This is a genomic window from Sphingomonas sp. Marseille-Q8236 (assembly GCF_965112005.1).
In genome coordinates, this window is sequence record NZ_CBCOPO010000001.1 from 265040 (window position 1) to 285848 (window position 20809).

The 20809-nt window shown below is 66.8% G+C and carries 13 protein-coding genes; 3 read left to right on the top strand and 10 right to left on the bottom strand.

Annotation, left to right across the window (positions count from 1 at the left end):
• Positions 1-3: 3 nt before the first annotated feature.
• The 10 genes from ACWPWT_RS01280 to ACWPWT_RS01325 form a co-directional block, all read right to left on the bottom strand.
• Positions 4-723: a TonB-dependent siderophore receptor gene (locus tag ACWPWT_RS01280; RefSeq protein ID WP_454279866.1), complete on the bottom strand. Its 720-nt coding sequence runs from the start codon at positions 721-723 to the stop codon at positions 4-6.
• Positions 606-2417: a TonB-dependent siderophore receptor gene (locus ACWPWT_RS01285; protein ID WP_454278239.1), complete on the bottom strand. Its 1812-nt coding sequence runs from the start codon at positions 2415-2417 to the stop codon at positions 606-608. The genes ACWPWT_RS01280 and ACWPWT_RS01285 overlap by 118 nt, the downstream gene beginning before the upstream one ends.
• Positions 2418-2626: 209 nt before the next feature.
• Complete coding sequence (locus tag ACWPWT_RS01290; RefSeq protein WP_454278240.1) at positions 2627-3613, bottom strand: FecR family protein; 987 nt, start codon at positions 3611-3613, stop codon at positions 2627-2629.
• A complete protein-coding gene (locus tag ACWPWT_RS01295) occupies positions 3610-4122 on the bottom strand; it encodes an RNA polymerase sigma factor (protein WP_454278241.1) in 513 nt (170 codons plus the stop codon). Before ACWPWT_RS01295 ends, ACWPWT_RS01290 begins: the two co-directional genes overlap by 4 nt.
• Positions 4123-4533: 411 nt before the next feature.
• Positions 4534-10893, bottom strand: coding sequence for an autotransporter-associated beta strand repeat-containing protein (locus ACWPWT_RS01300; RefSeq protein WP_454278242.1), 6360 nt, complete (start codon positions 10891-10893; stop codon positions 4534-4536).
• Between the two features lie 122 nt (positions 10894-11015).
• Positions 11016-12458: a tetratricopeptide repeat protein gene (locus ACWPWT_RS01305; RefSeq protein ID WP_454278243.1), complete on the bottom strand. Its 1443-nt coding sequence runs from the start codon at positions 12456-12458 to the stop codon at positions 11016-11018.
• Between the two features lie 270 nt (positions 12459-12728).
• Complete coding sequence (locus tag ACWPWT_RS01310) at positions 12729-13079, bottom strand: transposase (protein WP_454278244.1); 351 nt, start codon at positions 13077-13079, stop codon at positions 12729-12731.
• Entirely contained in the window at positions 13069-13245 is a 177-nt protein-coding gene (locus tag ACWPWT_RS01315) for a hypothetical protein (protein WP_454279934.1), read from the bottom strand. The genes ACWPWT_RS01310 and ACWPWT_RS01315 overlap by 11 nt, the downstream gene beginning before the upstream one ends.
• Before the next feature lie 113 nt (positions 13246-13358).
• Entirely contained in the window at positions 13359-14381 is a 1023-nt protein-coding gene (locus tag ACWPWT_RS01320) for a class 1 fructose-bisphosphatase (RefSeq protein WP_454278245.1), read from the bottom strand.
• A gap of 14 nt (positions 14382-14395) precedes the next feature.
• Positions 14396-15424: a LacI family DNA-binding transcriptional regulator gene (locus tag ACWPWT_RS01325; RefSeq protein WP_454278246.1), complete on the bottom strand. Its 1029-nt coding sequence runs from the start codon at positions 15422-15424 to the stop codon at positions 14396-14398.
• A 162-nt stretch (positions 15425-15586) separates the two neighbouring features.
• Here ACWPWT_RS01325 and ptsP point away from each other — a divergent pair, with 162 nt between their 5' ends.
• From ptsP to ACWPWT_RS01340, 3 genes are read left to right on the top strand one after another with little or no spacing between them, the layout of a single operon-like run.
• The gene (ptsP, locus tag ACWPWT_RS01330; protein ID WP_454278247.1) at positions 15587-18130 is read left to right on the top strand and encodes a phosphoenolpyruvate--protein phosphotransferase; all 2544 of its coding nucleotides are present in this window, start codon (positions 15587-15589) and stop codon (positions 18128-18130) included.
• On the top strand, positions 18130-19098 hold the full coding sequence (pfkB, locus tag ACWPWT_RS01335) for a 1-phosphofructokinase (protein WP_261269873.1): 969 nt from the start codon (positions 18130-18132) through the stop codon (positions 19096-19098). The genes ptsP and pfkB overlap by 1 nt, the downstream gene beginning before the upstream one ends.
• Entirely contained in the window at positions 19095-20765 is a 1671-nt protein-coding gene (locus tag ACWPWT_RS01340) for a fructose-specific PTS transporter subunit EIIC (RefSeq protein WP_454278248.1), read from the top strand. Before pfkB ends, ACWPWT_RS01340 begins: the two co-directional genes overlap by 4 nt.
• Positions 20766-20809: the final 44 nt, after the last annotated feature.

Genomic DNA, 20809 nt, shown 5'->3' on the forward strand with positions numbered 1-20809 from the left:
TGCTTACCAGCGGAAGGAAAGCGCGGCCGTAACGCGCCGCGGTTCGCCATAGTAGCAACTGCCAAAGGCATCGCAGTTGGCGAAATAGGCCTTGTCCAGCAGATTGCGGGCATTGACCGCCAGCCGCCAGCGTCCCAGATCGATCGCCGCCAAGGCATCTAGCACCAGATAGGCGGGCACCTTGTAGGGGCGTACGGCCTCCTCATTACCTCGGTTCGGCCCGACATAGCGGCCACCCAAGCCAAGTTGCAGACCGCCGTCGAATCGCTGGTCGACCCACAAGGATGCCTTGTGTCGCGACATCGCCACCGCCTGTCGGCCAATCGCCGTTGGTGTCGCACTGCTGATGACGCGGGCCGTGGGGGTGTAGCTATAGGCGCCGATCAGATTCATGCCCGGCAGCGGCGCCACCTTACCTTCGAATTCCAGGCCGCGGACGAGCGCTTCGCCGGTCTGCTTCGGCATGAAATTCTGGTCGTAGGTGATGTAGTTCTTTCGCCGAAGGTCGAAGATCGCAACGCTGTAGCTGTCGCTGCGTCCCACCGGCTGGAACCGAAGCCCGGCTTCATATTGGCGGCTGGTCTCCGGCGCGAACGCCCGCCCGGTCAGGGAATCGATCGTGGCAGTTGGCGTGAACGACGTCGAATAGCTGATATAGGGAGCCCAGCCGCTCGGCCCCAGATAGACCAGCCCTGCACGGGTCGTGACCTTGTCGTCAGCGATCCGGAACGCCCCCCCCCGCTAGCCCGGTCGGTCACACGCGTAATCGCATGGTCGTTGCGAACGCCGACGGATGCGACCCATCGATCGCCCAACTTGATCTGGTCCTGCGCATAGATGCCGGTCTGGACCAACCAGGTCAGGCTGTCCTGATACGGTCCGGGGATCGCAATCGCCTGACCATAGACGGGACGATAGACGTTGATCTCTGGCGCGGCACCAAAATGCAGGACAGTGTCGAACCGACTGTTCTGATAGTCCACACCGAACAGGACCGTGTGGTGTAACGGTCCGGTATCGAACTGCCCTTCTACTTGCGTGTCGATGCCGAAATTTCGCGTGTTATCCTGCGCAAGGAAAACGTTGCGCGACACGGTTTGAAAATTGGCGGGATTGCGCGGATCGACCGGGTCGGCCGTCACGAAGTCACCCGCCGAAATCTGACGCAAGTCGCTGTCGACCTCGCTGAATCGCAAATTCTGTCGAACTTTCCACGCGTTGCCCAGTCGCTGTTCCAGCAGGTAGCCGATCGACCATTGATCCTGTCGCAGGCGATCGAAGTCGGGCTCGGCAGCGGAGAAGCGGACCGGAATGGTCGTACCTATCGCGGTTGGGATCAGCGATCCCACCGCACGGCGGCCGCGCGTGTAAACCCCGGCATTGATGCGGCCATATTGGCCCAGCAGCGTCAGCGACGTCGCCGTGCTCGGTTGCCATGTCAACGAGGGAGCGACGAACACCCTGTCATCGGGCATCCCACCGGCGGGAAGCCGCGCGTCGCGCGCCAGACCGATCATCCGATAGAGCAAGGTTCCCTGCACATCTACCGGGCCGGACACATCGGCCATGATCTGCTTGCGGCCATAAGTGCCCCATTGCGCCTGAATTTCTCCGCGCTGCTCGGCCGTAGGGCGCTTGCTGACCACATTGACCATGCCCGCACCGTTGGACATTCCGTAGAGTACCGAGGCGGGACCGCGCAGCACCTCGATCCGTTCGGTCGCATAATTCTCGATCTGCCAAACCGCGAAATTTCCGACATTCCGCAGCGCTAGCCCGTCCAGATAGAAGCCTGGCGAGTACAGGTCGAAACCGCGCACGGTGAGCCAGTCATAGCGCGAGTCGGTGCCGTTCGCCGCAACATCGATACCCGGCGTATAGGCCAGCGCATCGGCCAGCCGCAGCGATCCCGTCGCCTCGATCTGATCGGCGGTTATGACGGAAATCGACTGGGGTGTTTCGACAAGCGGCGTGTCGGTCTTCGTGCCGGTGCCGCTCCGTCGCGCGACGTAACCGGGGACCGGACCGGTGGCGCGTTCCTCGTCTTCGGCCTGCGCGACCGAACCCGCATTTGCAGCATTGCCCTGGACCCGCACCGGACCCAGTTGAATATCCTTATCCTGCCGGGCCCCGGCGGTCACCGGCGATGCCGCGATCTGTGCCCCTTCGCCGGTCATCCGATAGGTCAGTCCGGTACCTGCCAGCAATCCGCTAAGGGCCGTCGACGGTGCAAGGTGGCCTTCGACCGCCTGCCCGATCTTGCCTTCGACCAGCGCGCCTTCCGCCGTCACCTGTATTCCAGCTTGCCGCCCGAACAGGATTAGCGCCGTGGCCAGCGACTGGCGCGGGATGTCGAAGCGCGCCGCGGCTCGAGCGTGTTGGGCAGAGGCGGGAGAGGTAATGGCCAGCTGGGCCAAGATGCTCGATACTGCTGCGAAAGCGAGCACGGTTCGCCTACGTCCCAACAGCCCTTCTGCTCGCGTGATCCCCATAGTCATTTCAGTCTCCACCGCTCTTTGCGCAAATGCGATGCATTCGCATCTCAAGATGAGATGGTGGAGGACGTGTGTTTTCCACAAATTCAGGCGATTTTTTTCTACATCGCCTCAAGTCATTGTATTGATGCCTAAAGATTTCCGCCCAGGCCATCGACGATAAGGATCCAGGGTGTGATGCGCCGTATCCGCCCCCCATAGGGGCGTACGATCATAGCCAAAGCCTGCTCGGGTCGACGGACATCGTAGATGCCGGTGACGCGCCGCTCGCCCAACTGTGCATCGGCCAGGACAATCCGACCGCGGAACCAGGGGCGAATCTCGTCAACGACGTCGGCGATGGTTCGATTTTCGGCGAGTGCCTCGCCTTTGGTCCAGCCGCCCATCATCACGGCATCCGCCTTGCCGCTTCGCTCCCGCCCTTGCGCGTCGATTCGAATCCACTCGCCGGCCAACAGGTCTGTCGGCGAATGATAGGATCGTGCCGCGACACCGACCCGCACATGCCCACGCGCCACGGAGACGCTGGTCGACTCTTCCAATCGTCGCACATCGAACTGGGTACCCAGCACGGTCGTCGTTACGCCGTCCGCCTCTACCACGAACGGGTGGGACGGATCGCGCCGGACATCGAACAGTGCCTGACCGGCCAGCAGACGAACCGTTCGCTTTCCCCCGGCGGTCTCGAATGCCAACGCGCTTTGCGGCCCAAGCGCGACCGACGTGCCGTCGCCCAGTCGGAGATGTGCGATTTCCGCTGTACGCGTGACATGATCGGCGCGGAGATGAAGGCTTATCGTCGGCCAGAGGAGCGCCCAAGCACCGGTGGCTGCAATGGCTGTATAGACCAGCTTCCGCTTATGCCGTCGTGACCATTGCGCGCGGTGTCTACGCGGTCGGTCAGGCCCGGTGAGGGGAGGCTCCCGCCACGCCTCCGGCGCCCGGCGGAAAATCTTCATCGTGTTGTTTACGCTTGTCCAAGCTTGGCCGTGCCGGGGGTCGGCATGAAGCCAGCGATCGAACTCAGCGTGCAGACTGTCGTCTTCGGGGCTCTCGCGAAGCGAGACATACCAATCCGCCGCGCTTCTCCGCGCTGCATCTTCGTCCGGCGTCGTCATTTCGCAAAGGACCGAAGCGCATCACAACGCTCTATGGCATCCGTCACCAGCACATGCACGCGCGATGTGGACAGGCCAAGATTCAAGGCGATTTCGCGTAATGTCATGTCTTCGAAATAATACATTTTGAAAGCCGCGATCTGACGTTCCGGCAAGCGATCGATAACGTCCATCACTGATCGCAGTTCGTCACGTGCGATCATCTCGACCTCTGCGGATGGCGCACTATCGGGAACTGCATCGATGACGCTCGCGATGTCGATATGTCCGACGTCTCCTTCGTGTTGACGTCGACGAAACTGCGCGAAGACAAGATTGCGGACGATACGACGAAGATACGGCAGAGGTTGTCGAACCGGCTGATCCGGAGGGCGATTGTCGAATAGCAACCAGGCGTCGTGGACGATGTCTTCCGCAGTCGCGGAATCGCCCGACAACCTCTTGGCATAGGACACCAGCGCGGGACGGTGCGCCTTATACAGACGAACGGCTGACGGCTCAGACGTCACGATAAACTTGCCGAAAAGCCTCCCTGCCCCTTCTGCATCCAATATTGCCGTGATTGGGTATTATCAACCGTTTTGGGCGCAGTGTAACCGATGGCCTGCCTTTCGGGAGGCGACCGTTCCTGTTCGCAGATCGGCGAACATGTAAATCACGTCGTCGCACAGGATCACCTTCACGAGCCTGACGCTCGCCTGCGTTTGCACCGCCAAGGCGGCCAAATTGCAGCAAGCAGGCTCGTCTGCGTGGAGCGATAGTGACTTTCCTCAATCACCTCCCTCTATCAGATTGTACGGACCGACTTTGTCACTCAGGCCACTGCCAAACCTTATCGAGCCTAAGGCTGAGGCTGAGCCTGGTCCCGCCCCGTCAGGTTCATCCCCCGCGCCACTCCCACGCGGGGGATGGAGGGAGCGTCAGAAGCGGAAGCCGATCCGCGCCTTGCCGCCATAATCGGACCAACGATCGGCGGTGGAGGCAAAGCTGCCCACGCCGATGCTGAGCCGTCCCATCACCAGGTCGAGATTGCTCTCGATCGCCAGCCCATCACCGCCCAGTCCGGCGCTGGTCGTGGTGAAAGCGGGGCCCGTGCCACCCAGACGCTGGATCGCGGTGCCGATGCGGTCGCCATATGTACGCTCATAGGCGATCGACAGACGCGGTAGCAGCGTGGCCGTGCCGACCGGCGCCGATCCGCCGACACGGATACCCGCCGAGGCGGTGCCGATGTCGCGATCCTGGCCCGCGATGCTGAGGGCGGCGAGGCTGCCGCTCTCGGCGAAGCCTTTCACCCGCGTCCGGATATAGGCGTGGCGCAGGAACGGCGTTACCGCCGCCTCGCCATGCGTTAGCGTATAGCCGACCTCGGCGAAGAGCTGCGCGCTATGGGCGTCGGGGGTGGCGGCCACGTTGCCGAAGCCGCTGACAGGCAGGGTACGCATCGTCTTGATGTCGTGCCAGGCATAAAGCCCGCCCGCCTGGATGCTCAGCGCACCGCTCGACCAAGTCAGGTCGGCCCCGGCAAAGCCGGTCTTGATGTCGGCGCGCGCGCCGCGACCGCGCAACACCGCGTCCTGATCCTGCCAGCCACCAAAGATGCCGATCCGGGTCGCGCCGGTCCGATAATCCAGCCCGCCGACGATGCCGCTACGGTCGGACACCAGTCGGCCGCGCTGGCTCGTGACGTCCGACATCGCCCGGCTCTGCAATCCTTGCGCCCAGAGGCTCAGGCCTTCGCCACCCGGCCGCATCGCCCGGTCGAACACGGCATGACGGATCCGCCGTCCGCTATCGGCCAGTTCGGTCGACAGCCCGGCGTTCAGCTCGCCTGCCAGTTCGCCGAAGACCAGGGGCGCGGTCGCGTTGCTCTGGAACAGCACCGTGTTGAACAGCGCGTCCGAGGTGCCGCGCGCGAAGATGGCATTGGCCACCCGCGCCTGGTTGCCGTTGGTCGCCAGCGCGTCGAAGCGGACGTCGTTGCGCGCCAGGGTTAGCGTCACCGCATTGGCCTGATAGCCGAGAAGCGGGGTCAGGAAGGCATAATTGCTCGTGACGCTGGCGAAGCGGCCATTGACCCCGCCCGCCGCGGTCAGGATCGTGTAGCTGGTGAGGCGGCCGTAATTCCCGTTCTCGGCCAGCACCTGCACCGTGCCGCCCGACAAAGTGGCGGTGCCGGTGGCGTTGACTTGGTCCGACTGGCCCGCGGCATTCACCTCGACCTGATAGATCGCACCGGCCGCGAAGCCGACATTGCCGTTGACCGTCTGCGTCCCGATCGAGTTGCCCGGCGCGTAAGTCCCTCCCGAGGCGATGGCGGTGGTGCCGACCGTGCCGGTGCCGCCCAGCGTACCCCCTGCGGCAACGGTGACCGGCGAGACGATGCTGCCATTGACTGCCAGCTTGCCGCCCGTAACCGTGGTCGCGCCGGTATAGCTGTTGGTGCCGGTCAGGTTCAGCGTGCCGCTGCCCGACTTGGTCAGGCTGCCATTGCCCGCCACGCTGCCCGCGAAGGTCGTGCTGCTCGCCTGGTTCACGGTCAGCGCGCCGCCCGCGACATCGACGGTCGCGGTCGTGCTGTTGCCCGCCAGCTGCGCCACGGTGTTCGCCTGGCCCGACAGGTCGACGGTGCCGGTACCGCGCACGTCCAGCGCAGTATCGGCGGCGACCGGGGTGCTCAGCCGGATCGACCCGCCGTTCAGCATAGTGGTGCCGGTAAAGGCATAGCCGGTGCCGAAGACGACGCGGCCGGCACCTTCCTTCACGAACACGCCCGAACCCGTCAGCGCGCCGTCATAGGCGATGTCGTTCGACCGGCTGATCACCAGCGTACCGTTGTTGACGAGATTGCCGGTGAAATCGCCGGTCGTCCCGCCATTGCCGATCTGGAGCGTGCCCCCCGTGGCGGTGGCGAAATTGCCGCCTTGCGTGCCGGTCAGGACCAGCGTGCCGCCCTCCACCCGGTTGGTGCCGGTCGTCGCCAGCATGTTGGTGCCCAACAGGGTGGTCGTGCCGGTGCCGGTGAAGGTCACCCCGCCGGTGCCGGTGACGGCATTGGTGCCGAACGGGTCGCTGCCGGTGCCGCTGGTGCGTATGACTAGCGTGCCGTTGCTGACGAACGCATTGCTGGCAAAGCCGGTCAGGCCGGTCGCGTCGCTCTGCACCTCCAGCGCGGCGCCCGTGTCGATCGTGGTGCGCGCGACGCTAGTCATGCCGGTGGACGGCGCAGTCCAGTAACCGGACTTCACTGCCATGCTATCGAAGCCGGTGAGGCTGGCTACCGTCTGGTTCGCGGTCGTGTCCGAATTGGTGCCGACCAGCATCGCGGCATCGGTGCCGCCCCCGCCGACGATCGCGCCCGTCACCATCGACCCGGTGCGCAGCGTCACCATGTCGTTGCTCGCGCCCAGCTGCACCGCCGTCCCGCCACTGCCGGTCAGCGTTCCGCTATTGTCGAGGCTGGTCGCCCCCATCGCCGTGATCGCCGCGCCGCCCGTGGCGCTGATCGAGCCCGCATTGGTGATCGCGTTGCTGCCGCCCACCGTGCTGATGCCGCCCGACTGGCCCGAGATCACCGCGTCGCTCGCGACCGAGACGCTGACCGCGCCCGGCGGATCGATGAACAGGCCATAGCCGCTGTCCGAGGCCAGCGTGCCGGTGACCCGCGCGGTGACCGCGCCGTCATCGCCATTGGCGATCAGCCGCACCGCGTCCGCTGCCGCACCGCTCGCGCGGGCCGAGCCAATGGTCGCGTCGATCGCGCCGGTCGTCGCCTGGGCGAAGACCGCATCGGCGCGGGTGACGGTGCCATCGGTGCCGGTGACCGCCGTGCCGTTCGACTGCGCGGCGCCGATCGCCAGCGTGACGCCGGTGCCCCCGACGACCGAGATGCCCGCATAACCGTCGCCGCCTCCGATCGCGTTGACGGCACGGACATCAGCCATGCCGCCGGCCCGGACGAGGATCGCCGAGCCCGACGCGGCCGAGGCGGTGCCGCCATCGACCCGCACCGCGCCGCTGCTCGCCAGGTCGATCGCGTTGGTCGTGGCACCAGTGACGCCGGTGGTCGCGGCGGTCACGTCGACCGCACCCGCGCCCCCGGCGACCCGAATGCCGGTCGCGCCCGCGCCGCTGGTGGAAACGGCGTTGCTGGTGATGGTGGACGCGCCGCCATTGGCCTGTACCCGGATGCCCATGGCGTTCGCGCCGCTGGTTGCGATTGTCCCGCTATTGGCGACGCGCGTGTCGCTGCCGCCCGCCTGGACCAGGATGCCGTTGGCATTGGCGCCCAGCGTCGTGATCACGCCGGTGCTGGTGATCGCGATCGGCTGCGCCGCGCCTCGGTCGGCAAAGCCCCGGAACGAGGTGACCGCGGAGCCCGCCTCGACCGCGATGCCGCTGGCATTGTCGCCCGCCGTGCTGACCGCGTTGCTGGTGATAACGACCGGGGCGGCCGCACTGATCGCCCAGATGCCGTTGGACTGGCGGGGGTCGCCATTGCCGGCGATGCGGGTCGTCCCGGTGGTGGTGATCGTTCCCGTGCTGGTGATCGTCATCGCCCCCGTGCCGCCCAGTGCCAATATGCCGTAAGCGCCGTTACCGGTTGTGGTGATGTCGCGGCTGGTGATGGTCAGCGGACCGGTCTTGCCGTCCGCATCGTAATTGATCGCCTGTGCCGAAATGCCGAAGCGATTGCCCAACCCGCTGGTGGTGATCGTGTCGCTGTCGATCGTGATGGCGTTGCCATAGATCGACATGGCGCCGCTCGTGCCGCGCGCCTGGGTGCCGACGAGGGTGATCGTGCCGCTTTTGATCGCCACCGCGCCATCCGCCGAGGCATTGAGGCCCACGCCCCCCGTTGCGTCGATCCGCTCGCTCGTCACTCCTACGGTGCCGCCAAAGGCCGCGATGCCGCTCTGATAGCCCGTAACGAGCCCGCTGGTGATGGCGACCGAACGGCTGCCCGTGGCGTTGATGCCGATGACGCCGTTGCCGCCCCCCTGGATCGACGCGCTGCGGATGGCGACTGTGCGGCCCTCCTCGACCCCGATCCCCTGACTGCGAATTCCCGCAGTGGTGATCGACCCGCTATTGTCGATGGTGGCATCGACCGGCCCTTCCACCTCGATGCCATGACCGTCGAAATCGCTCGTGCCCGCCGTCACGATCGCGCCCATATTAGCGATCGCGACCGCGCCCGCGTTCATGTTGACGCTGACGGCATGGTTCGTCGACTTGGTCGTGCCGGTCAACGTGATCCGGGCCGAGCCGGGGGCGTCGCCATAACCGCTCTGCTGGTCGATACTGATACCATATGCACTCTCGCCAATTGCCTCGATGTCGCGGCTGGTGATCGTCAGCTCGCCCGCGCCGAAGCGCGCGTCGATGCCGCTGGCCCAGGCGCCGGCGGTGCGGATGGTGCCGCGATTGTCGATCGTCGCCGCGCTGTTGCCGGTCAGGGCGACGATGCCGGTCGCCTCTTGCCCCGCCGTAGAGATCGTCCCCCGGCTGATGACGCTGATCGGCCCGGTGCCCAGTGCGGTGCCCGAGGGAATGACGAAGCTCTGAATCCCCTGCCCCGCCTCGACCCGCACGCCCATCGCCTGGTCACCCAGGGTGGTCACATCGTTGCTGTCGACGGTGATCGTCCCCGCTGCATTGGCCACGCGGATGCCGTCGGCATAGCGAGTGAAGGCGTTGGTGCCGCTGCCGATGGTTACCCATGTGCCGTTGGTGGAAACGGCGCCGGTGCTCGTCACGCTGACCGGGCCGGTCGTGCCGAAGACCTGGATACCCGCGCCGCCATTGCCGTTGGCCGCGACCGAGCCGCTGGTCACCGTGACCGCATCACTGGCGCCCGCCGTGTTGAACTGGCTGACCGAGATCCCGCCGGTGCCGCCCGCTCCCGCTGCGGTGATCGTCCCGCTCGTCACCGATACCGCATGGCCGCTGGCGGCGACCGCATTGGCGAACAGGCCCTGCTGCGTGCCTTCGATGATAATCCGGTCGCTGGTTACCGTGGTCGTCCCCCGGCTGCCCGCGCCGATCCCGCCCAGCGCACTGCGGATTTCGGTGCTTTTGACCGTGACGGGGGTCGAACCGGTGTTGAATGCCGAGATCGCCTGTTTGACACCCGCATTGATCGTGCCGCTGGTGACGTCGATCACGCCCGATCCCCCCGTTACCCAGATGGCGGGCGTACCCGCCCCCAGCGAGGTCACCGCATTGCTGCGGATCGTCGTCGCGCCGACGCCCGGCGTGACATAGATGGCCGAAGATCCGCTCCCGTTGGTCGTGATGCTGTCGCTGGTGATGTCGATCACCTGCGCGGAAGCGACGTTCTGCCCGCTTGCAGCCTGGACCCGGATGCCGTGCGCCCCCGTGCCGTTGGTGATGATCGTCCCGCTGGCGATCGTGGTCGACTGATCGGCATAGGCATTGATGCCATAGCCGTTGGTGCCCTTCGTCGTGATCGTGCCGCTGGTGACCGACAGTCCCCTGTCCGAATAGGCGGTGATGCCATAGGTGTTATTACCCTCGACCCGCGTCTCGGTGGCGCGGACCGTCGTGCCCTCGGACGAGCTGGCGAAGATGCCATGCCCGTAACTGGGACTGCGCACCGTGACGACGCCGCTGTCGATGACGACGGTGCGTCCCTCGGCATCGATCCCCAGCTTGCTCCTGCCCGTATCGTTGCCGTCTATCCCGGCCGAGACGTTCGTACTGGTGATGCTGATCTGGCCCCCGAGCTGGCCGTTCGCATCATAGCTCAAGGCAGAGATGCCGTACCGGCCGGTCACATTGGTCGCGGTGATGGTGATCGGCCCGGTCGTGCTGTTCGCAATGATGCCGCTATTGTTGCCCGTATTCGCCTGCACCGTCCCCGCATTGATGGTGAGCGCGCCGCTGGTCGTACCCGCATTGATGGCGTCCGACCGCCCGCTGCCCGTCACAATGGCGGAGGAGGTGCGGATCGACACCGCGCCCGGCCCGAAATTGTTCGCGCCGATCGCGGTTCCGTATCCCGTGCCGTTGTTGGCCGAGGTCACCTCACCCAGGTCGAGCGTGATGTTGCCGTCGGTGGTCGTGATGCTGACCGCGGCCGGGCCGCCAACGATCGGTTCGGTGCGGGTCAGCGAATAGTCGGTCGTGCCATAGCTCACGACATTCTGCGCGCCTGCCGACGCCGCATAGCCGACACAGTTCAGTGCGGTGCCCAGCAGCAGCGCCGCGCGCGTCGCCGAATGCCGTGTCGACGTGCGATTTCCGATCGATTCCATCCCGAACCCCATTGTGCGAACCCCCACCGCTCGTGCGGCGCTGTGAGGGGGCGTTATCAGCGCAAAGGCCCCGATCGGGGATGTCGCAAATTGTGGTATTCGGTAGTGAATAGCCGTGCGGCTCAGGATTCCGGCCGTTTTTCGGGCGGCAGCACCCCCGCCAGCAGCCCTTCGACCTGCGCGTCCCCGCGCCAGCGCCGCGCGATGCGGCGGGTCAGCGAGGCGGCATACCAGCGCTCGTCCTGGTCATTGGCTTCGCGCAGCAACGCGATCAGCGCCGCCCGATCACCCATGGACGAGGCATAGAAGGCGGGCGTCTCGCGCAGCTTGCGTTCGCCCCGCGCGATCTCTTGGCGGCCATGGTCGATCAGGACCGCGACCGCTGTTTTCGGGTCGCGCCGGATCGCGGCGTCGAGCGCGGCCGACAGGCGCTGCAACCGGGGTTCGCCGCGCAACCGTGCCCGGACCGCCAGCTCACGCGCATAGCCGATGATGTCGCCGCGCCCGATATTCACAAAGGCCAGGCAGTTGTGGATTGTCGCGTCGTTCGGCGCGCGCACCGCCAGCGCAGTCAGCTGCGCATAGGCCAGCGCGTCGCGCCCCGCCTGCCAATGGGCGCAGGCCTGTTCCACCTCGATGGTGAGCAGGCCCGGCAGTAACAATCGCGCCTGGTCATAGGCGCTTTGTGCGGCCGCATCGTCGCCGATATCGGCCAGCACATTGGCATACCAGAAATAGGTCTGGCCATCGCGGTCGTCGAGCGCGATGGCGCGCCGGAACTCGGCCAGCCCGCCCGCCCGGTCGCTGCGCCACCAATAATCGACAAAGCCCAGCGCACGGTAGGCGGCGGGCAGCTCCGGGTCGAGCTGCAGGGCCGTACGCGCATAATGGCGGGCGCGGCGGAACGCATCCGCTTCGGCCACCCCGCCATATTCGCCAATGATCAGCCAGGCCTCGGCCAGCCCCGCATAAGCCGGCGCAAAGCCAGGATCGCGGTGGATCACGCCCTCATATAGCCGGATCGCAATGTTCAGATCGGCCTGGGTCCGCCTCGCCCAGTGATCGCGCGCCGCGACATAATCGCGCGCCACGGCGGGGTTCGCCGGCATGGCGACCGCCCGGTGCGCCGATCGGGGAGCGGGCTCCCACCAGAACCACGCTGTCACCAGCATCGCCAGCGTGATCAGCCCCGCCGTGATCGCCCAGCCGGGCCTTCGCCCCGACCGGGATATTGCGGCGTCTTCGACCGGGGATGGGAGCGGGGGTGGGGCGGAGACATCGGTCGGGATGGTCGCCGCTTCGCGGTGATCCTCGTCATCGTCTTGGCGAAGCGCCCAGGCGGCCAGTTCCTGTTCGAAACAAAAGACCGAGCCCTGCTTCCCGCCCGGCATCCGCCGCACCGGCAAGTCGCGCTCCCGCGCCCAGCGCATGACCGTGGTCCGATCGCGATTGAAATAGGCCGCGATCGATTTCCAGCCGTCCAGGCGCTTGCCGCCTTGGACCCCTTGCCCCTCCACCGCTACTGCCACCCCCTGCAATCCCCACCCGCATGGTGCCCGCAGCATGGACAGGGCGTCAAGCAACTGCACACTATCTCAGCCTGTCCACCGCCAGCCTTCCCAACAAATAGCTGATATCGGGATAAAATAGAGGCCAACGAAAATCGGATGTTTCGGGACCATAAGCCGACTTGACCAGACGATGTGGACAAAAGGCAGCCCACGCAGAAATGATGCGAGGCTGACGAAGCCGATCAGGATTCGGCGGTTTGTCATAGCGGTGGCGAGCCGTCGCCAATTCTCGAATTTGTCAAACAGGCGCTAGATCTCGTTGTGTCAGCGATACTTGCCCCGATCATACGAGGCCGGCTTTCGACGGTTCCGCCGAGCCGGGATCACGGCCTCGACGTTCATGCTGGTCGGGGTATCGCGCACCGCGTCGCTATCATAGCCTTTATCCGCAAGCAGAGCATCGATCCGGTTGGCGATCATGCGCATTAATGGTCCGAAGCCCTGCGTGTCATGCGCCTGAACCGGCGTCAGGACGAAAGCGAGCGGGCGACCTCTGACATCGCAGCGGGCATAGACATTGGTGGTGAAGCCGCCGCACGATCGGCCAAATCTCTCCTGAGCGAAGTCAAAGGGCGCCTCGGCCGCGCCAGTTCCTTTTTTATACCTACGGCACAATGGTTTGCCGGGCGACCCTGCTGTCGATCACGTCGGCGCGACCATCACGTTCGACCATACCGATCAGCGTCTCCAGCATGGGCTCGAACATACCCATCGTCGCCCAGCGACAGTAGCGGCGGAACACAATGTCCAATTGCCATATTCTTCCGGCAAATGCCGCCACTGCGCCCCTATTCGCGCAATCCACATCATGCCTTCGAAAAAGGGCCGGTAGTCGCCAGCGAGGACGATAGCCACGTCCACGCTTGGCCCCTGGCCGGATCGCCCGGTTTCCCTTCAGTTCGCCGCGAAGGAGGGGACTTGGGCGGCCACCGTCGGAATGTCGCTCAGCGCGGCGATTTCGTCGGCGTCGCCGAGCATGAGGCCAACCCGCTGGTGAAGCCCCGTGGGCGCAATATCGAGTATCCGCCTCTCGCCATCGGTCGCCGCGCCGCCCGCCTGTTCGATCAGATAGCTCATCGGATTGGCCTCATACATCAGGCGGAGCCTGGCGTGGCCGATGCGCTCGTCGCGGGGATAGAGGAAGGTGCCGCCGCGTTTCAGGATGCGGTGGACATCGGCCACCATCGACCCAGTCCAGCGCATCGAATAGTCCCGGCCGCAAGGACCTTCGCTGCCCGCCACCCGATCGTCGACGAAGCGGGCGACCACATCCGACCATTGCCGCCGCCGCGCCACGTTGATCGCGAACTCAGGCGTCCCGCCGGGCATTCGGATCGGGCCATCGGTGAGGTTCCAGGCCCCGACCTCGCGGTCCAGCGTGAACTCGTACACGCCGGTGCCGATCGACAGCATCAGCAGCGTCTGCGGCCCGTAAATGGCATAGCCCGCCGCCACCTGCTCCGAGCCGGGCTGGAGGAAATCCTCCTCGCCAATCTCGCGACCGGCGGCGTCCGCCGGGGCCTTCAGGACCGAGAAGATGGTGCCGACCGACAGGCAGACATCGATGTTGCTCGACCCGTCGATGGGATCGAACAGCAGCAGATATTCGCCCTTGGGATAGCGATTGGGAATGCGGTGGATCGTCTCCATCTCCTCCGACGCCATCGCTGCCAGATGCCCGCCCCATTCATTGGCATCGAGCAGGAAGTCGTTGGCGATCACGTCCAGCTTCTTCTGGACCTCGCCCTGCACATTCTCGCTGCCCAGCGACCCCAGCACCTCGCCCAGCGCGCCCTTCGACACGGCATGGCCGACCGTCTTGCAGGCGCGCGCCACCGTCTCGATCAGCAGCCGCAATTCGCCGGGCAGCTTCGCGGGCCCCCGCTGCTGTTCGATCAGGAAGCGCGTGAGCGACATTCGTGGTGTCATGGTCAAGCTCCAGGCTGGGTGGAGAGGAGGGAAAGCATTGGGTTGGAGGCCGCCGAGTCGCTCGAGCCGCGGGCGATCAGCCGTCCGGCGAGCACGACCTTGCGGACCGCGGCATCGGCATGGTCGAGGCGATCGATCAGCATCGCCATGGCGGTGCGGCCGATTTCCTCGACCGGCTGTTCGATGACCGACAGGCCGCCGCCGACCAGGTCCATCCAGCCCTCATTGTCGAATCCGGCCAGCGCCATGTCGCCCGGCACCGATAGGCCCAGTCCGTGCAGCGTGCGCAAGACCGCCATCAGGGCCAGGCCGTTGCTGGCGACCAGCGCCTGGGGGCGATCCGGCCGCGCGAGCAGGTCGGTGACGATCCGCGCCACCTCGCCATCGCCATGCGGGACGGCGATCGCCTCGGCGGTAAGGCCCAGCCGCTGCGCCGCCGCCTCGAAGCCCGCACGGCGTTCCTCGCCCGTGCTGCTCGACGCGCCGAACAGCCCCGCGATCCGGCGGAACCCGCGCGCCTGGAGATGTTCGACCAGCAGCGCCGCCATTGCGGCATTGTCGAGCACGACGCAGTCATGCGCGATGCCGGGCGTGGCGCGGTCGATCAGGATCATCGGATAGTCGGGCTTCGCCTTGCCCAGTTTCGCCAAACCCTGTCGGGTCGGCGCCAGGATGACGCCGGTCACGCGCTCCTCCTGCATCAGTTGCAGGTACATCGCCTCGCGAACCGGGTCCTCGTCGGTGTTGCACAGGATCACGCGCAGGCCGCGCGCATAGGCCAGGTTTTCGATAACGCGCGAAACCGCGGTGAAGAAGGGGTTGCGGATGTCGGCGACGACCAGCCCGATGGTGTTGGTGTGTCGCGACCGCAGCCGCCGGGCGGCGAGGTTGGGGCGATAGCCGGTCGACCGCACCGCCGCGAGCACGCGGTCGCGCATCGCCTCATCGACATTGCGGCCGCTCAGCACCCGCGACACCGTCGCGGTCGAGACGTTGGCGACCAGTGCCACATCCTTGATACCGACGGTCATGGAAAACGTTCTCTCCTCTCCACTGCGCGTTCTGGCGTCGCGTTCCCAAGTTTCATGCCTCCTCCGTCGTTTCGTTGCAAGCGCTATTGACATAGTTTAGAGAAAACGTTTTCTAGGATGACAAGCGACGATCGAGAGTCGTGCCGGAGAGGCCAGAAAGACATGTCTACCCAAGCCCCGCCCCCTGCCATCCGCCCGGAGCTCATCCGGCTCGCGGCCACGGCGACCGACAAGACGGATGCGATCCGCCAGGCGGGGCAGCTGCTCGTCGCGGCGGGATGCGTCGGTGCGGGCTATGAGGACAGCATGATCGCGCGCGAGGGCGTCGCGAACACCTTTCTCGGCGCGGGGGTGGCGATCCCCCATGGGCTTGGCGAGGACAAGGGACTGGTTCGTCGCGACGGAATCGCGGTGCTGCAATTCGTCGATGGGATCGAGTGGAATCCCGGCCAGGTCGCCCATCTGGTGGTCGGCATCGCCGCCAGTTCGGACAGCCATATCGCGATCCTGCGCCGCCTGACCCGCCTGATCCAGGACGAAGCACGACTGCATCAACTGGCGAACACCGACGACCCGATGCTGATCATCGCCGCGTTGCAGGACGAAGCGACCGACAGCCATCGGACCCGCCTGCCCGCCGACGATCTGGACGAGCGGGTGACATGGACCGTCGATTATCCCACTGGCCTGCACGCGCGTCCGGCCGCCGCCTGGTCGGAAGCGGCCAAGGCGCTGCCGGTCGCGCTGCGTGTCCGGCACGAGGGGGAAACCGCCGATCCGCGCAGCTTGGTCGCCCTGCTCCAGCTCGCACTGAAGGCTGGGGATCAGATTACCATCTCGGCTTCCGGGCCCGGAGCGCGGGGTGCAGTGGACAGCTTCCATGCGGCGATCACGCGACTGACCACTCGCGAAAAGGCCGATGCCGCGCGTGCCGCGCAAAAGGCGGCGGCGGCCCCTGTCCAGGGCTGGAAACCCGTCGGGACGCCCGCGATGATCGCGGGGGTCGCGGCCAGCCCGGGACTGGCGATCGGTTCGGTCCATGTCCTCGCCTCGGCGGAACTGGAGGTCGTCGACCATCCCGTCGACCTGGCCACCGGGGGTGCCCTGCTGGAGGGCGCACTGGTCCGCACGCGGGCGCAGATGCAGGCACTGATCGACGACACCACCCGCCGCCTGGGCGCGGGCGACGCGGCGATCTTCAAGGCGCAGGCGGGTCTGCTCGACGATACCGACCTGATCACGCTCACCTGCCAGTTGATGGTCGAGGGTCATGGCGTCGCCTGGGCCTGGCATCAGGCGATCGAGCGCATGGCCGGCCAGTTGTCGGCGCTGGGCAATCCCGTGCTCGCCGCCCGCTCGGCCGATCTGCGCGACATCGGCCGCCGCGTCCTGGCGCAGATCGATCCCGGACTGGGGCTGGGGACGCTCGACGACCTGCCCGAAGCGCCGTGCATCCTCGTCGCCGCCGATCTGGCGCCATCGGATACGGCCGCGCTCGATACGAACCGCGTGGCGGGCATTGCCACCGCACTGGGTGGCCCCACCTCGCACAGCGCCATCCTGGCGCGCACGCTCGGCCTGCCTTCGGTCGTCGCGGCGGGCGCGGACCTATTGTCGCAGGCGGCGGGGACGGTCGCGATCGTCGATGGCGATACCGGGCGGGTGTGGCTCGATCCGTCCGAAGCGGATCTGGCCTCCGCCCGCGGCTGGATCGCCGCCATCGCTGCGCGCCGTGCCGCCGAGGAAGCCGAGCGCAGCCGCCCGGCCGTCACCCTCGACGGCCATGGCGTCGCGATCGCCGCCAATGTGAACCGCCCCGATCAGGTCGCCGAGGCGCTGGCGCAGGGTGGCGAGGGCGTCGGCCTGATGCGCACCGAATTCCTGTTCCTCGAACGCGGCGACAGCCCCAGCGAGGACGAACAATATGCCGTCTACCGCGCGATGATCGACGGGCTGGACGGTCGCCCGCTGATCGTCCGCACCCTCGACATCGGCGGCGACAAGCAGGTGCCGCACCTGCACCTGCCCAAGGAGGAGAACCCCTTCCTCGGCGTGCGCGGCGCGCGGCTGTTGCTGCGCCGCCCCGACCTGCTGGAGCCACAGTTGCGCGCGCTCTACCGCGCCGCCAAGGATGGCGGCGACCTGTCGATCATGTTCCCGATGATCACCTCGGTCGCCGAACTCGTGACGTTGCGGGAACGGTGCGAGGCGGTACGCGGGTCGCTCGACGCGCCGGTGGTGCCGATCGGCATCATGATCGAGGTGCCCGCCGCCGCCGTTCAGGCCCATGCGCTGGCGAAGCATGCCGATTTCTTCTCGGTCGGCACCAACGACCTGACCCAATATGCGCTCGCCATCGACCGGCAGAATCCCGAACTGGCGAGCGAAGCGGACTCGATGCACCCGGCCGTATTGCGTCTGATCGCGATGACGGTGGAGGGAGCGCGGCAGCATGATCGCTGGGTCGGGGTGTGCGGCGGTCTGGCGGGCGATCCGTTCGGCGCGGCGCTGCTGACCGGCCTGGGCGTCACCGAATTGTCGATGACCCCGCGCGACCTGCCCGCGGTCAAGGCGCGGCTGCGCAGCAGTGAGCTGCCCGCGCTTCAGGCATTGGCCGCCCGCGCGCTGACGATGGAGAGCGCCGCCGATGTGCGCGCGCTCGACGTCGCACCGGTTGCGGAGTTGCGCGAAAGGAGTGCCGCGTGATGCGTATCGCCACCGTCACCTTCAATCCCGCGATCGACCAGACGATCATGGTCGACCGGCTGGTCCCCGGCGAAGTCCATCGCGCGCGCTCGATCCGCCAGGATGCGGGCGGCAAGGGCGTCAATGTCGCGAGTTGCCTCGCCGATTGGGGTGCACCGGTCAGCGTGTTCGGGCTGCTGGGACAGGACAATGCGACCCTGTTCGAAACGCTGTTCGAGCAGAAGGCGATCGACGACCGCTTCGTGCGCTTGGGCGGTGACACGCGCGTCAACATGAAGATCGTCGACGACACGGACACCACCGACATCAACATGAGCGGCCCTGTCGTCGGCGAGGCCGATGTCGCTCGGGTCGAGCAGGCGGTGACGGATTTCGCGGGTGAGGACGCGCTGATCGTCCTGTCGGGCAGCCTGCCGCCGGGATGCGACACGATCCTCTATGCCGGGATGGTGGCCACGCTGACCGCGCGCGGCGCGCGGGTGCTGCTCGATACCAGCGGCGCGCCGCTCACCCAGGCGCTGCGCGCCGATGTGTTGCCGCACATCGTCAAGCCCAATCGCCGGGAACTGGCCGCCTGGGCCGACACCTCGCTCGACACCATCGCCGAGGTCGCCGCGTGCGCGACGGCGCTGCACCGGCGCGGCGTGGCGCTGGTGGTCGTGTCGATGGGCGAAGACGGTGCGCTGTTCGTATCGGACGAAGGCGCGCTGGTCGCGCATCTGGCCGCCGGGCCGCTCGCCAGCACGGTGGGCGCGGGCGACGCCATGGTCGCGGGGCTGGCCGCCGGGATCGCCGAAGGCGCTGGACTGGAGCGGATCGCGCGCCTGTCCACCGCCTTCGCCGTCGCCAAGCTGGGGCGGCCGGGCCCGCACCTGCCGGACCTCGCGACTATCGACGCATTGGCCGCACAGGTCACGATCAGCGGAGCCGGGGTTACCGGCCCGTCCATGGTGGGAGAGGATTCATGAAGAGGCTGTTGGCGATCGTCGACGCCGGAGAGGCGGGCGTCACCGGCGTCCTGGCGGGCGAGGCACTGCGCCGCGCGGCCCGCGATGCGGGCCAGGCGATCGAGATCGAATTGCGCACCGCCCAGGGCGTGGTCAATCCGGTCGCCGCCGGAAATGACGACATGCTGCTGTTCGTCGGCGCCGAAGACAGCGCCGATGCCGACACCCGCGCGCGCGCCGACCGGCTGTTGACGCTGGAGGCGGTGCTCGCCGATCCGGCCGCCGCGCTGAAGATCGGCAGCAAGGCGCCCGCCGCGACCAAGAAGATCGTCGCGATCACCTCCTGCCCCACCGGCATCGCCCATACCTTCATGGCGGCCGAGGGATTGCAGGAGGGCGCGCGCCAGCTCGGCTATGACATCCATGTCGAGACGCAAGGCTCGGTCGGCGCGGGCAACCCGCTGACGCCCGAGCAGATCGCCGAGGCCGATGTGGTCCTGATCGCCGCCGATCGCGAAGTCGATCGCGCGCGCTTCGCGGGCAAGCGGGTGCTGGTCAGCAACACCAAGCCCGCCATCACCGGCGGCGCGGCGCTGATCGAAAAGGCGCTGGCCGAGGCCAAGGTCCAGGGTGGGGCCGCCGCCTCCTCCGCCGCCGCGACGACCGAGCGCGCGGGGCCGTACAAGCATCTGATGACCGGCGTGTCGTTCATGCTGCCCTTCGTGGTGGCGGGTGGCCTGCTGATCGCGCTCGCCTTCGCACTGGGCGGCATCCACGCCAATGACGAGGCGAATGCCGGCACCCTGGCATATGCGCTGTTCAGCATCGGCGCGAAGGGGGGCTTCGCGCTGATGGTGCCTGCGCTGGCCGGATATATCGCCTATTCGGTCGCCGACCGGCCCGGCATCGCACCCGGCATGATCGGCGGGATGCTTGCGAGCAACCTGGGTGCGGGTTTTCTGGGCGGCATCGTTGCGGGCTTCATCGCGGGATATGGCGTCGACGCCCTCAACCGTGTCATCCGTTTGCCCAAGAACCTCCAGGGCCTGAAACCCGTCCTGATCCTGCCGCTGCTCGGCACGCTGCTGACCGGTCTCTTGATGATCTATGCCGTGGGCACGCCCGTCGCGGCGGTGCTGTCCTTCCTGACCGAATGGCTGCGCGGGATGCAGGGGTCGAACGCGGTCCTGCTGGGCCTGATCCTGGGCGGCATGATGGCCTTCGACATGGGCGGCCCGGTCAACAAGGCCGCCTATGCCTTCTCGGTCGGGCTGGTCGCGTCGCAGGTCTATACGCCGATGGCCGCAACCATGGCGGCGGGCATGACCCCGCCGCTCGCCATCGCGCTGGCCACCCGACTCTTCCCCAACCGGTTCACCGCAGATGAGCGCGAAGCCGGGGCGGCCGCCGCCGTGCTCGGCCTCGCCTTCATCAGCGAAGGCGCGATCCCGTTCGCGGCGCGCGATCCGCTCCGGGTCATCCCCTCGCTGATGGCGGGTTCGGCGATCACGGGGGCGATCTCGATGGTCGCGGGCGTCGAGCTCCGGGTGCCGCATGGCGGCATCTTCGTGCTGCCGATCCCCGGCGCGGTCACCCATCTGGTCGCCTATGTCGCCGCGCTGGCGGCCGGAGTGGCGGTGAGTGCGGTGCTCGTCGGATTTGTGAAGCGCCCGGTGGCGCAAGGCTGATCGCCACGCCCCGCCGGGGGGACTGGGCGTATTTCAAGAGGTAC